This is a genomic window from Blattabacterium cuenoti, assembly GCF_014251795.1.
GTDB lineage: Bacteria > Bacteroidota > Bacteroidia > Flavobacteriales > Blattabacteriaceae > Blattabacterium > Blattabacterium cuenoti_AB.
Genome location: NZ_CP059201.1, coordinates 235223 through 249767, shown reverse-complemented (window position 1 = coordinate 249767; position 14545 = coordinate 235223). Strand labels below are relative to the sequence as shown.

Sequence of the window (14545 nt, the reverse complement as noted above, 5' to 3'; positions counted from 1 at the left end):
TTTTTTGAATGAACGAAAATAAAATGCCGTTTTGGAAACATATTGAAGAACTAAGAAAACATGTAATTCATTGCATTTGTGCAATAATTATTTCAATGATTATTTTAATGAATAATAAAAATTTTATATTCGATTGTATTATTTTTGCTCCAGCAAAAAAAGATTTTATCACTTACCGTATATTTTACAAATTAGTGAATTCTTTTTCTGGTTTAGGTATTCATTTAAATTCCGTTTATTTTTTGTATAATAATTTAGAAATACAAAATAGACAAATATTTGGACAATTTAATATTTATGTATGGACTTGCTTTATAGGAGGGGTAATTTTATCTATCCCTTATGTTTTTTATGAATTTTGGAAATTTATCAAACCGGCTCTTTCGTATAAAGAAAAAAAATATTCTATATGTATATTAATTCTGGTCTCTTTTATGTTTCTATTGGGGATTTTTTTTGGTTATTTTATATTATGTCCATTTTTGATTCATTTTGGATATTCTTTTCGAATCAGTTCGATTCCTAAAAATATATTTGATTTATCAGATTATATTTCTTTGATCATTCATTCAGTACTTTCTATGGGAATTATTTTCTTATTTCCATTTTTTATATTTTTTCTTACTAAAATAGAATTAATATCTTCTTCATTTTTGAAAAAATATAGAAAACATGCTTTCTTGATTATGCTAGTTATAGCATCTGCTATAACCCCAGGAGATATTTTAAGTACAATCATAGTCTTAATACCCTTATTAATACTTTATCAAATAAGTGTATATATATCTTTTTTATGCAAATAAATAAAAAGCCTCAATCAAAGAGACTTTTTATTTCTTATTTATGTTTATGCTTATTACTTACGACTTACGTATTACAATTTCAACACATCTTTTCTTTTTCTTTCCGACTCCTAATCCCCTAACTTCTATTCTAGAAGAATCCACTCCTTTTGAAACTAAAGCTTCAAATACAGAACGAGCTCTTTTTAGAGATAAAAATTGATTATAACGGGATTTTCCATTAGCATCTGTATATCCATTAATGTAAAATTTCGAATTAGGAAAATTATTAATCATAATATTAGCAACATTATTAATAATTTTTAAAGAACGAGTAGATAATGAAAATTTACCTAAACCAAATAGAATAGGACGAAAAACTATATCAGGACAACCTTTAAATTTTTTCAATCCAAATTGATTTGGACACTGATCTTCATGATCAGGAATATTATCTAAATCTGTATCAGGACAACCTTTAAATTTTTTCAATCCAAATTGATTTGGACACTGATCTTCATGATCAGGAATATTATCTAAATCTGTATCAGGACAACCTTTAAATTTTTTCAATCCAAATTGATTTGGACACTGATCTTCATGATCAGGAATATTATCTAAATCTGTATCAGGACAACCTTTAAATTTTTTCAATCCAAATTGATTTGGACACTGATCTTCATGATCAGGAATATTATCTAAATCTGTATCAGGACAACCTTTAAATTTTTTCAATCCAAATTGATTTGGACACTGATCTTCATGATCAGGAATATTATCTAAATCTGTATCAGGACAACCTTTAAATTTTTTCAATCCAAATTGATTAGGGCATAAATCTTCTTTATCCCAAATTCCATCATGATCATGATCTTGATCTATATCTTGACAATAAATTTTTTTCTCTTTTTCTTCCTCTTCATTTTTATTATTTTTTTCAGATTCATTTTTATCATTTTTTTCAGACAGATCTTGATCTACTTGATCTATATGATTTATTACAATTTTATGATCATGATTTATTTTTAAATTCCCAAAACGAAAAATCAGTCCCACATTATGTTTCCAAAAATTCAAATAATCTCCACATTGTTTTGCAAATACTTGATTATAAGTACTTTGAGCATTCAATCCAAAATTTGATACCAGCCAAAAATTTAAACCTAATCCACCGTCTAATAGAAAAAAATTCTTTCTATTTGTTTTAAAATATTTTGTATCTGAAATTCTCAATTCTCTGTTTAGATAATTATTGAATTTATGATAACCTATGCCTAACCTTAAGTAAGGATCAAATTTTTTATGAGGTAACATGTATAAATTTATCCCATTGCTGAATTTGATAAAAAAATTATTTCCTATTCTCCATCTTGTATTATCTACCATACCTAATGAAGCATCTAAATATAAACCTATATGTTTCTTTATATTGTGTTCTAATTCTATACTAGAAATAATGGGATTAAAACTATTATTCCTTTTAAGAAAAAAACCTTTCAAAGGAGACCTTATAGGATAATAATTAATATCATGTGCTCCTACACGAATGAACCATTTTTCTTTCGAATCTTGTGAAAAAACAGATGAAAAAAAAGCAAATAAAATAACAATAAAAAAATTGACGTTTTTCATAAAACTATAATTTCTTTAAATCTAAACAAATATAAATATTTGATTTCATTAAATACGATTTTTTAATTTGAAAGATTGTTTAATTTCTCTAAAAAAATCTTTCTTTCGTAAAGATTCACGTTTGTCATGTGTTTTTTTTCCTTTAGCTAAAACTATCCTCATTTTTATATATCCCTTAATGAATAATTCGATAGGAATTAAAGTAAGACCTGGATTTTTTAATTTTTTATTAATTCTTATTAATTCTTGTTTTTTTAATAATAATTTTCTTTCTCTTTTACTTGAATGATTACAATTTGTTCCAAATTTGTATTCATCTATATACATATTTATAGAATACAACTCTCCATGTTTCATTTGACAAAAGCTTTCCATAATATTGACTTTATTTTGTCTGATTGATTTTACTTCTGTTCCAAGTAACTGTATTCCAGCTATATAATATTCTATAAAATGATATAAAAATCTTGCCCTCCGATTTAGAATACTCATAATTAATTGTTATTTTTGTGAAAGTTTTGAGAAAAATATACAAACAAAAATTGAAAAAATGAATGTACGTTATTTAAAAGATTTGTGTATTCAAGTAAGAAGAGATATTTTACGCATGGTAAATGAGGCAAAATCTGGCCATCCTGGAGGATCTCTAGGATGTACAGAATATTTTGTGGCTTTATATAAAAAAATTATGCATTATAATCCAAATCAATTTACTATGGATGGGAAGGGTGAAGATCTTTTTTTCTTATCTAATGGTCATATATCTCCTGTTTATTATAGTGTTTTAGCTCGTTCTGGTTTTTTTTCTATTCAAGAATTATCTACTTTTAGAAAATTAAATTCTCGTTTACAAGGACATCCTAGTACTCATTTACCTGGAATACGGATTTCTTCCGGTTCTTTAGGACAAGGAATGTCTGTATCCATTGGTGCCGCTTTATCAAAAAAGCTGAACGGAGAAGATCATAGTATAATTTACAGTTTACACGGAGACGGAGAGTTAAACGAAGGACAAATTTGGGAAGCTGCTTTATATGCGGGAGCAAAAAAAATAGATAATTATATAGCTACTGTAGATTATAATGGACAGCAAATAGATGGAACTACAGATGAAGTGTTACCTCTAGGGAATTTAAAAAAAAAATTTGAATCTTTCGATTGGAAAGTTATCGAAGAATTAGAAGGGAATCATATTGAAAAAGTAATAAGTGTTTTAAAAAAAGCTAAAAATGAAACTGGTAAAAAAAAACCTATTTTAATCATGTTATATACTCAAATGGGATACGGTGTTGATTTTATGGTCGGAAATAATGCATGGCATGGAAAATATCCTAGTGAAAAAGAATTAAAAAAAGCATTACGTCAACTTCCTGAAACTTCTTTAGGAGATTATTAATAAGAAAATTTTTATGAAAAAATATGAAAATAAGGGACTTAAAGAAACTAGAGCTGGTTTTGGAGAAGCTTTAACTTTTTTGGGTAAAAAAAATAATAAAGTAGTCGCATTATGTGCGGATCTTACCACTTCTTTATTTATGGATGAGTTTTCTAAAAAATTTCCTGAAAGATTTTTTCAAATAGGAATAGCTGAAGCTAATATGATCGGGATCGCAGCTGGACTTAGTATTGGTCAATATATTCCATTTGCTGGAACATTTGCTAATTTTGCAACATCTCGTGTTTATGATCAAATACGTCAATCTGTTGCTTATTCTTCAAAAAATGTAAAAATATGTGCTTCACATTCTGGGTTAACATTAGGAGAAGATGGAGCGACTCATCAAAGTTTAGAAGATATAGGAATGATGAAAATGCTTCCTGGAATGACCGTTATTAATACTTGTGATTATAATCAAACTTATGCAGCTACTATAGCTATATCAAACTACTTCGGTCCAGTATATTTACGTTTTGGTCGTCCTTCTGTAGCTAATTTTACAGATAAAAATAAAATATTTGAAATAGGAAAAGCAGTCATATTAACAGAGGGAAAAGATGTAACAATTGTGAGTACAGGACATTTGGTATGGGAATCTTTGGAAGCGTCTAAAATTTTATATGAAAACAAAGGAATAGAATGTGAAGTGATTAATATTCATACAATTAAACCATTAGATGAAAAAACCATTTTGAAATCTATTCATAAAACAAAATGTATTGTTACTGCAGAAGAGCACAATTATTGGGGAGGATTAGGAGAAAGTATAGCTAGAGTACTGACTACTAGAAAATCGTCAGTTATTCAAAGTTTCGTATCTGTTAATGATACTTTTGGGGAAAGTGGAAAACCTATGGAACTTTTAAAAAAATATAAAATTGATCGTCAATCTATTATAAAAAAAGTAGATTTTGTTTTAAAACATAAAAAAAACTAATAAATTTTGGAAATTCATAGTTTACAAAAACTAGTTCATAATTGGATAATTCATCATGGAATTCGTTATTTTGATATATTAACTAACACTATTCTTTTATCTGAAGAAGTAGGAGAAGTTTCTAGAATTGTTGCTAGAAATTATGGAGAACAATCAAATAAAAAAAATTGTAAAAATAACGAAGATCTTGGAGAAGAATTATCAGACGTATTATTCGTTATAATTTGTTTAGCAAATCAAACTGGGATTGATTTAGAAAAATCCTTTCATAGAAAATTAAATAAAAAGAAAATTAGGGACCATGATAGACATCATGACAATAAAAAATTAAAATAAAAGTATGTATTCTTACATTAATGTTTGCAAAAATAGCAATGACTTATGTGGTTCTATATTAATTACGGGATCTAAAAGTATATCTAACCGTCTTTTAATTTTAAAAGCTATTTATAAAGATGATATTCATATTGAAAATATTTCTAATTCTGAAGATACAGTAATTCTAAAAAAAAGTTTAGTCAGTAATTCTAATGTATTAGATATTCACCATGCTGGAACTGCTATGCGTTTTTTAACCTCTTATTTCTCAATACAAGAAGGAAAAGAAGTGATATTAACAGGATCAGATAGAATGAAAGAAAGACCTATTTTTATATTAGTGAAAGCTTTAAGAGAATTAGGATCTGAAATTTATTATTTGGAAAAAGAAGGATTTCCACCAATCAAAATTTTGGGTCAAAAAATTTTAGGAGGAAAAATAGATATTGATGCAAGAATGAGTAGTCAGTATATAAGTTCTCTTATGTTAATAGCAAGTAAATTTAAAATGGGGTTACAAATATATCTTCAGGAAAAGATTACATCTATTCCCTATATCAAAATGACTTTTGATTTACTGACTCTAGCTGGAATCAAAGCGGATTGGAAAGACAGAATGATTCATATTTATCCAATAAAAAGTAAGGAAAAAAAATATTTTCATGTAGAATCAGATTGGAGTTCTGCATCTTATTATTATTCTATGGCTGCTATTGCAAAAAAAAGTCATATTATTTTACGTTCGTATAAAAATACAAGTTTACAAGGAGATAAAGAAGTTTCATCTATATATGATAAATACTTTGGCGTTCATACAATCTTTGATAAAGATGTAATAATATTAAATAAAAAATTGAATTTTTCATTCCCAAAATTTATTGAATTAAATTTAAACAAAACACCAGATCTTACTCAGACTATTGTAGTGACTTGTGCTGCTATTGGTATAAAATGTGATTTAAAAGGTTTAGAAACATTAAAAATTAAAGAAACAGATAGATTACAAGCATTAAAAAATGAGCTTTTAAAATTTGGAGTGATAATAAAAATTACGAATTCTTGTTTAAGAATAATAGATTTTTGTAGAGAAAAAAAAATTGATTCTTTTATCAAAATTCAAACTTATCAAGATCATAGAATGGCAATGTCTTTTTCTACATTTGGATTATGTTCTGATTTTATAAAAATAGAGAATCCAAATGTTGTAGAAAAATCATATCCTAATTTTTGGAGAGATTTAGAATCTTTAGGTTTTTTAATTAATTATTGTGAATAATAAATGGATGATCCAGAGTCCATGATTCCAGTATTTTGATCTAATTGTATGTGATGGCTATTATTAATTTGATTTTTAGTATGTCACAACAAAAAATTATAAATCTCCTTTTTTTTTTTTTTCGAAATAAAAAAACCTTTTTTAGGTTGATAAAAAGAAAAAACATTTCTTTATTCTAGTCTTTCAGTCTCATGACTTCCTCTATTCTGAAAATAAAAATTATTTTATGATAAACTTTTTTTCAAAAAAATCTGATAGATTTATCTACATAAAACAAAATATATAAAAAAAATTTAATTTATCTTAGTATTACTAATTACAATAAAATATCAGAGGCCCATTCGTCTATTGGTTAGGACGTCAGGTTTTCATCCTGGAAAGAGGGGTTCGATTCCCCTATGGGCTATAATAATTGTTATGGCAAATCATTTATCTTCTTTCAAAAGAATCAAACAAAATCATACTAGACGTTTACGTAACAAATATGTATATAAAAGTACTAAGACTGCTATAAAAAAATTATTAATGAATAAAAACAAGAAAGAATATTCTGTTGTTATCTCCATGATAGATAAATTATCTAAGAAAAATATTATACATATGAATAAAGCTGATAGATTAAAAAAAAAACTGAGTCAAAAATTATTTGATTAATTGTTAATCAAATTTTTATCAAAATTTCATCGTTACATAGCTTTTTTTTTGATGATTTTTTTGATTATGGAAATGATCTACATTTTATGTAGTAAAAGATATTCAAAAATAAAAATTGGGTTTTTTTTTCAAGTTATGTTGAATTTGACAGTACTCATTATACTTGTTCAGATATTGATTGGTTTTATGTTAATATTTTTTCATTTATATAAAAATAAAATTGGAATTTTTGAAATTTTTAAACAAAAAAAAATTCGCTTTAAATTAATTGAACATCCAATTACAATGATTGTTGGATTTTTAATATTTATTCTTTTCTATCAAAAATTATATCAAAATCATCAAATTACTCATACAGTTTTATTTTTATTTTTTTTATCTGTATTATTTTTTTTAATTCGTTTTCCTTTTAATTTAATTTGAATATGAAAATAAATGCATTATCTCCAATAGGAATATTTGATTCTGGAATTGGCGGACTTCTTATAGCTAAAGAAATTCAAATTCAGATGCCTCATGAAGATTTTATTTATTTTGGTGATACAAAAAATATGCCTTATGGAGAAAAATCTAAAGAATTTATTATCAAAAATTCTATGAAAATTGCATCTTTTCTTTATAAAAAAAAATGCAAAGCTTTAGTCATAGCATGTAATTCGATAGCATCGAATGCTTTAAATATTATTCATAAAAAATTTTATAAAAAAATATTAATATTTAATGTCATAGATCCTGTAATAAAAAATACAATTTTTCTTTCTTATAAAAGAATAGGAATCATTGCAACACCTGCTACTATTCATTCAAATTTTTATATAAATCAAATAAAAAAATACTATCATCATTTAGATGTAGTTCAAATATCTGCACCTTTATTAGCCACTATTATAGAAAATGGTTGGGAAATCAAAAAAATAAATCCTATTATAAGCAATTATTTAAATCACTTAAAATCAATAGATGCAATATTATTAGCTTGCACTCATTATTTATTCTTAAAACAAGAAATAGACAATTTTTATCATGGAAAAGTTCATTTAATCGATATACAAAAAATAGTGGTGCAAGAAATAAAGAAAAAGTTAAATGAAAAAAAACTATTATGTTTAAATTCTACTTATAATAGATTTCCTATTTTTTATACATCTAGTTCAATTCCTATTTTTTTTGAAAAAAAAGTCCAAATTCTTTTTGGTAAAAAAGTTTTTTTTAAAACACATATTTTTAATTTTGTCTAATTTGTGCATCTATTACAGCTAAAGTAGTTAGATTCACTATTTCTTCTATACTAGATTGCATTTGCATAACATGTGCAGGTTTTCGCATTCCTAACATAACAGGACCAATAGTTTGAACTTCTCCTAATCCTCTAATGAATTTATAAGTCAAATTTCCTGATTCTAAATTTGGAAAAATAAAAATATTTGCCCTTTTTTTAACAAGCTTTGAGAAAGGAAATTTTTTAGATAATAAAAATTCATTTAATGCAAAATCAGGTTGAACTTCTCCATCTACTATTAAATCTGGATATTTTTTGTGTAAAAAGGCTACTGTTTGAGAGACTTTAGAAGAAGTTTTTGAATGAGAAGAAAAATTTTGAAAAGATAACATAGCTATACGAGGTTCAATATCAAAATATTGAACTACATGAGAAGCCATTAAAGCTATTCTAGCCAATTCTTCACTTGTTGGATCTAAAATCACGGCTGTATCTGCTAAAAATAAAGGACCACGTTTTGTTAATAAAATCATCATTCCTGCCGTTTTGTGAACAAAATCAGCTTTTCCTATAACTTCTAACATAGGACGTAAGCTTAATGAAAAACTTCTAGAATATCCTGTAATAACAGCATCTGCTTTTCCTTGATCAACCATCATAGCTCCGAAATGATCATTCGTACGCATGCGAATTTTGGAATCATATAAAGTTAAACCTTTTCTATTCCTTCTTCCCCAAAGTATTTTAGAAAAATTCTCCACTTCTTTTTTATTTTTTTCTGGATCTATAATTTTTAACTCAATATCTAAATTATTTTCATCAATTAAACGTTTAATACGATCTTCATTTCCTAGAACTATGGGAATAGAAACAATTCCTTCTTCTTGAAGAATTTGAATAGATTTTAAAATATCATATTCTTCTCCATTACAAAAAACAACTTTTTTAGGATTTGTACGTGCTCTATTTTGAATCATTCTAAGCATTTTACTTTCATATCCCATTCTATCAAGTAATTTTTCCTGATAGATTCTCCAATCTAAAATAGGATTTTTTGCAACTCCAGAATCCATTGCAGCTTTTGCTACAGCAGGAGCTACACGAATAATCAAACGATTATCAAATGGTTTTGGAATAATATATTCTTTTCCGAAAGAAATATTTTTTTTATTATAAACAATATTTACCTGTTCTGGAACAGGTTCTTTTGCTAAAGAAGCGATAGCATATACTGCTGCAAGTTTCATTTCATCATTGATAACATTAGCATGAACATCTAGTGCCCCTCTGAATATATAAGGAAATCCTAACACATTATTCACTTGATTTGGATAATCACTTCTTCCTGTCGCCATAATAACATCTGGACGGATTTTAACAGCTAAATTATAGTCTATTTCTGGATCAGGATTTGCCATAGCAAATACAATTGGATCTTTAGCCATACTTTTTAACATGTTAGGAGTTAATACTCCTCCTATTGATAACCCTATAAAAATATCAGAATTATTAATAGCTTGTTCCAATTTTTGAATTGGATAAGTATTGACAGAAAATTCTTTTTTTTCTTCATTCAAATCTTTTCTTGAAGTATGTAATAAACCCTTACTATCAAACATTAAAATATTTTCAGGTAGAACTCCAAGTTGTTTATATATTCTTGCACAAGAAATGGCTGCAGCTCCAGCTCCATTAACAACCATCTTAATTTCATTAATTTTTTTACCTACATAAGTAATAGCATTCAACAACGCTGCTCCAGAAATAATAGCAGTACCATGTTGATCATCATGCATAACAGGAATGTTAAGTTCTTTTTTAAGCCTTTTTTCTATTTCAAAAGCTTCTGGTGCTTTGATATCTTCTAAATTAATTCCTCCAAAAGTAGGAGCAATTGCTTTGACTGTTTCTATAAATTTTTCTGGATCAGATTCATTAATCTCTATATCGAAAACATCAATACCGGAAAATATTTTAAATAAAAGAGCTTTACCTTCCATCACCGGTTTAGAAGCTAATGCTCCAATATCACCAAGACCTAATACGGCCGATCCATTAGTAATTACTGCTACAAGATTACCTTTAGAAGTATATTTATATACTTCTGTAGAACAACGAGCTATTTCTTTGCAAGGTTCAGCTACTCCTGGTGAATAAGCAAGAGATAAATCTCTTTGACTACTATATTTTTTTGTTGGGGTTATTTGTATCTTTCCAGAAGGGAATTTACTATGATAATTTAAAGATTCTTCACGAAAATTACCTATGTTTTTTCTCATGATTTTATGTTTAAAATATTAAAATTTTGAAAACAGGTAAAAAACATTTAATTGATTCCAAAAAATATCTTTTTCAAAAAAATATTTTTTATTTGTTTTCCATCTTATTATAAGTTTATAATGTCCTTTTTTTAAAAATTTATTAGGAATCAATAATATTTTTTTTTCAGATTTCAATATTTTAAAAGGTTGTGTAAAATCTAAATTTTTTGAAGAAGATCTGAATAAAGTAAAAAAACCATTAATATCATTATTAATAGAAGGAAACATTATCTTAATTCCAGAAGACAAAATAAAAACTTTTATTTTTACAGGAAGTTTCAATACATTTTTTTTTTCATCTATAATTTCTTGATATTTTATTTCTTCTTCATAATATTTATCTGAAACAAGTTCACTTCCTACATGTGGAAAAAAGAAAGCAATGTAAATAATAAAGATTATAAAAAAAACTAAAGATAACACAATTCCAATATCCCAATTGAATTTTATTTTCATAATAATTAAAACTTTAAATTTTTTCGAGAAAAAATCTAAAAAATGTAATTATAATTACATTTTTCTCCATTCTTTTATTTCTGTTCCTTGATGAATTTTCCCTTTTAAAGGTTTTTTAGATTTTTGATTGATAAAATAAACATAACTAGATATTTTTTCAATGTCGTTTCCTTTAATTTCTCCTGATTGACCAAAAGCACGCATAGTTGGATTATTCTCACTCCCATTCCATATTATATAAAATATGTTCTTAAACAAATCTTTGTCTTTTATATTAATCCAATAATTATCTGTTAAATTAGGTCCTATATTCCCACTACCATCAGATTGATGACAAGTTGCACAATTTTCATCAAAAAGAACTTTTCCATTATGAATTAAGTTTTCCTTAAAATGTGCATTTTCTATAGTTGCTTGTGGAGTATTTTTTTCAAAAATTTGAATTTCTTTTAATTGATTTTGATAAGCTCTATCATACTCCTTATAAGGATTAGAAAAATCTATTAATAAATAAGAAAAAAAATAAATTGCAGAAAAAGCTATGGTAAGATAAAAAAGATGAACCCACCACATAGGTAATTTGTTATCTAATTCTATAATTCCATCAAATCCGTGATCTATTTTTTTCACTCCATTATGATGGATTTTTCTATAATCGTAAAATATAAATTTATAAAGCCTATAAAAATAATTTCCTTCATTTTCTTCAAAAAGTTTTTCCCTTTCTTCTTTTGAAATAAATTGTAATTTTTTTTTAAAAATCAAACGATTAATCGACTCTAAAATATACAATAACACTGTAATTACAATAAAAAAAAATATGGTGATAGGATGTACTAAATAAGATATGTGATTATAACTTATAAAAAATACATAAAACATGAATATTATAACAGATAAAAGAGAAGGTATCATAATAAAAGAAGAAATTTTAGATCTCATGATCTTTTATTTTTTTCTTCTTCTTCTAATTCTTCTAAAGGAATTAAACTTATTTTATTATAATATTCTTTAGATTTTGAAAAAACAAAAAATATTACAAAAAAAAATATCAATAAAAACAAAATTAACATAATGGATTGAAATATTCCTATATTTTTCTCTCCTGTAAAATATTGTTTAAAAAAACTTATCATAAACTTTTTTTATTATATGTTAAGATTAAGATTTTATATCTGTACCTAATCGTTGTAAATAAGCAATAATAGCTATAATTTCTCTTTTTTCTAATGGAACAAATCTTTCTTTTTCTACTTTTTTTTGTTTATCTATTTCCTTTTTTAAATTTGGATATTCTTTATAAATGTCAGATACAATTTTATTCGCCTGAAGATCCATATCTTTATGAACATTTTTAATATACTTTAAAGTGTATGGAACTCCTAATTTTACCATTGCTTGCATTTTTTTTTCCGTATTAGATCTATCTAATTTATTATAAATTAACCAAGGATATCTTGGCATAATTGATCCGTGAGAAGTAGAACGAGGATTATACATATGATTAAAATGCCAAGAATTTGGATTTTTTCCTCCTTCTCTAGCTAAATCTGGACCTGTTCGTTTAGATCCCCAAAGAAATGGATGATCATATACAAATTCTCCAGCTTTGGAATACTCTCCATAACGTACTACTTCATCTCTAAATGGACGAACTTGTGCACTGTGACAAGCATTACATCCTTCTCTTACAAATAAATCTCTACCTTCTAATTCTAGAGCTTTATAAGGTTTTACATTATGAATCGTAGGAACATTAGATTTAATGACTAAAGTAGGTATAATTTCTATAAATCCTCCAATAGCTATTGCTATAAAGGAAAGAATCGTTAGTTGTATTGGTTTTTTTTCTAACCATGCATGAAATGTCTCCTTTTTTTCTTTATTTTTCGTATAATTTAATGGATAAAATTGAAATTTTTCATTATCGAATGAATAACCTTTTCTAATTGTTTTAAAAATATTAAAAATCATTAAAATAAAACCTAAAAAGTAAATTATTCCACCTAAAAATCGTATTTTATAAAATGGAATGATGTATAAAACAGAATCTAAAAAATTTTTATAAGCTAAAGTTCCATCAGGATTAAATTTTTTCCACATCATAGATTGTAAAATAGATCCAAAATACATAGGAAATATGTATAAAATGATACCAATACAACCTAACCAAAAATGAACATTAGCCAATGATGTAGAATATAACTTTGTATTCCATATTTTTTGAGTTAACCAATATATGATTCCAAAAGCCATAAAACCATTCCATCCTAAAGTCCCTAAGTGAACATGTGCTATAACCCAATCTGTAAAATGTCCTATAGAATTTAAAGTTTTAGTCGCTAACATTGGTCCTTCAAAAGTCGCCATTCCATAACAAGTAATTCCTACTACAAAAAATTTCAAAATAGGATTAGTTTTCATTTTATCCCAAGCCCCTCTTAAAGTAAGCAATCCATTTAACATCCCTCCCCAAGAAGGAGCAATTAACATAATTGAAAAAATAGTTCCTAACATTTGAGCCCAATTAGGAAGAGAGGTGTACATTAAATGATGAGGGCCTGCCCAAATGTATATAAATATCAATGACCAAAAATGTATAATGGAAAGTTTGTAAGAAAAAATAGGTTGATGAGATGCTTTTGGAACAAAGTAATACATTAAACCCAATATAGGTGTAGTTAAAATAAAAGCAACGGCATTGTGCCCATACCACCATTGCATTAAAGCATCTTGTACTCCAGCATATATCGAATAACTTTTAAAAGATAAAAGAGATATAGGAAGTTCAAGATTATTAAATACATGTAACATCCCGACAGCTACCCATGTTCCTAATAAAAACCAAATACTTACATATAAATGTTGAATTTTTCTTTTTAAAATGCTTCCAATCATATTAACACCATAAATAATCCAAATAATCAGTATTCCTATATCTATAGGCCATTCATGTTCAGCATATTCCTTGCTAGTATTAATTCCCAATAAAAAAGTGATCCAAGTAGAAACGATAAATATTTGCCATCCCCAAAAATGAATCCAACTGAGGATATCACTAAAAATCCTTGTTTTTAACAAACGTTGTAAAGCATAATAATAACCCGTAAAAATAATATTCCCTACAAAAGCAAAAATAGCAGTACTAGTATGTAACATCCTCCATCTTCCAAAACCCATCATACCTTGAGAATCCTTGAGTCTATGACCAAAAAACAATTCAGGAACTTCAGGAAGAAATAATAATATAGCTACAAATAATCCAGCTAAAAATCCAACAAAAGCCCAAAATATTGTAGCATATAAAAAAGCTTTTACAATCCTGTTATTGTAATAATATGTTTTTAGTTTCATGAGAAAATTTAATTTTTTTCAATATCATCAATGAAAATTCTAATAGAAGAAGATTCATAATCATCAAATTGTCCGTAAAAAAGACTGATTAAAAAAAATATAAGAAAGAGAGCTCCTAAAGAAATACTAGACAATATCATAATAATTAATATATCCAT

At 26.1% G+C, this 14545-nt stretch carries 16 protein-coding genes and 1 tRNA gene; 9 read left to right on the top strand and 8 right to left on the bottom strand.

From position 1 onward, the window contains the following. Nucleotides 1–8 precede the first annotated feature (8 nt). Entirely contained in the window at nt 9–803 is a 795-nt protein-coding gene (gene tatC / locus H0H55_RS01205) for a twin-arginine translocase subunit TatC (protein ID WP_185861484.1), read from the top strand. A 57-nt stretch (nt 804–860) separates the two neighbouring features. Here the strand turns inward: tatC and H0H55_RS03095 are convergent, their stop codons facing one another. Both H0H55_RS03095 and smpB read right to left on the bottom strand, forming a co-directional pair. Further along, on the bottom strand, nt 861–2414 hold the full coding sequence (locus H0H55_RS03095) for an OmpA family protein (RefSeq protein ID WP_238784176.1): 1554 nt from the start codon (nt 2412–2414) through the stop codon (nt 861–863). Nucleotides 2415–2462: 48 nt separating this feature from the next. Next, nucleotides 2463–2906 (bottom strand): SsrA-binding protein SmpB, encoded by a 444-nt coding sequence (gene smpB / locus H0H55_RS01195; RefSeq protein WP_185861482.1) that lies wholly within the window; start codon nt 2904–2906, stop codon nt 2463–2465. Between the two features lie 58 nt (nt 2907–2964). Here smpB and H0H55_RS01190 point away from each other — a divergent pair, with 58 nt between their 5' ends. The 8 genes from H0H55_RS01190 (at nt 2965) to murI (ending at nt 8275) form a co-directional block, all read left to right on the top strand. After that, nucleotides 2965–3810 carry a transketolase gene (locus H0H55_RS01190; protein ID WP_185861479.1) on the top strand — a complete coding sequence of 282 codons (846 nt, stop codon included), beginning with the start codon at nt 2965–2967 and terminating at the stop codon, nt 3808–3810. Nucleotides 3811–3823: 13 nt separating this feature from the next. Next, nucleotides 3824–4789, top strand: coding sequence for a transketolase family protein (locus H0H55_RS01185; protein ID WP_185861477.1), 966 nt, complete (start codon nt 3824–3826; stop codon nt 4787–4789). Nucleotides 4790–4795: 6 nt separating this feature from the next. Further along, nucleotides 4796–5125: a nucleotide pyrophosphohydrolase gene (locus H0H55_RS01180; RefSeq protein ID WP_185861476.1), complete on the top strand. Its 330-nt coding sequence runs from the start codon at nt 4796–4798 to the stop codon at nt 5123–5125. A 4-nt stretch (nt 5126–5129) separates the two neighbouring features. Continuing rightward, entirely contained in the window at nt 5130–6383 is a 1254-nt protein-coding gene (locus tag H0H55_RS01175) for a 3-phosphoshikimate 1-carboxyvinyltransferase (RefSeq protein ID WP_185861475.1), read from the top strand. Nucleotides 6384–6717: 334 nt separating this feature from the next. Continuing rightward, nucleotides 6718–6789 (top strand) — tRNA-Glu (locus tag H0H55_RS01170). A gap of 11 nt (nt 6790–6800) precedes the next feature. Then, on the top strand, nt 6801–7037 hold the full coding sequence (gene rpsT, locus H0H55_RS01165; RefSeq protein WP_185861474.1) for a 30S ribosomal protein S20: 237 nt from the start codon (nt 6801–6803) through the stop codon (nt 7035–7037). 72 nt (nt 7038–7109) lie between these two features. After that, on the top strand, nt 7110–7460 hold the full coding sequence (locus tag H0H55_RS01160) for a hypothetical protein (RefSeq protein WP_185861473.1): 351 nt from the start codon (nt 7110–7112) through the stop codon (nt 7458–7460). 2 nt (nt 7461–7462) lie between these two features. Next, entirely contained in the window at nt 7463–8275 is an 813-nt protein-coding gene (gene murI, locus H0H55_RS01155) for a glutamate racemase (RefSeq protein ID WP_185861472.1), read from the top strand. Here murI and H0H55_RS01150 read toward each other — a convergent pair. Genes H0H55_RS01150 through ccoS form a run of 6 tightly spaced genes read right to left on the bottom strand, consistent with a single transcriptional unit; the run spans nt 8262 to nt 14545 of the window. Next, nucleotides 8262–10535, bottom strand: coding sequence for an NADP-dependent malic enzyme (locus H0H55_RS01150; RefSeq protein WP_185861471.1), 2274 nt, complete (start codon nt 10533–10535; stop codon nt 8262–8264). The genes murI and H0H55_RS01150 overlap by 14 nt on opposite strands. A gap of 18 nt (nt 10536–10553) precedes the next feature. After that, complete coding sequence (locus H0H55_RS01145) at nt 10554–11033, bottom strand: FixH family protein (RefSeq protein WP_185861470.1); 480 nt, start codon at nt 11031–11033, stop codon at nt 10554–10556. Between the two features lie 54 nt (nt 11034–11087). Then, nucleotides 11088–11975 (bottom strand): cbb3-type cytochrome c oxidase N-terminal domain-containing protein, encoded by an 888-nt coding sequence (locus H0H55_RS01140; protein ID WP_185861469.1) that lies wholly within the window; start codon nt 11973–11975, stop codon nt 11088–11090. Next, nucleotides 11972–12169, bottom strand: coding sequence for a CcoQ/FixQ family Cbb3-type cytochrome c oxidase assembly chaperone (locus H0H55_RS01135; protein ID WP_185861468.1), 198 nt, complete (start codon nt 12167–12169; stop codon nt 11972–11974). Before H0H55_RS01135 ends, H0H55_RS01140 begins: the two co-directional genes overlap by 4 nt. Before the next feature lie 25 nt (nt 12170–12194). Next, a complete protein-coding gene (gene ccoN / locus H0H55_RS01130) occupies nt 12195–14387 on the bottom strand; it encodes a cytochrome-c oxidase, cbb3-type subunit I (RefSeq protein ID WP_185861467.1) in 2193 nt (730 codons plus the stop codon). 8 nt (nt 14388–14395) lie between these two features. Then, entirely contained in the window at nt 14396–14545 is a 150-nt protein-coding gene (gene ccoS / locus H0H55_RS01125) for a cbb3-type cytochrome oxidase assembly protein CcoS (RefSeq protein WP_185861466.1), read from the bottom strand.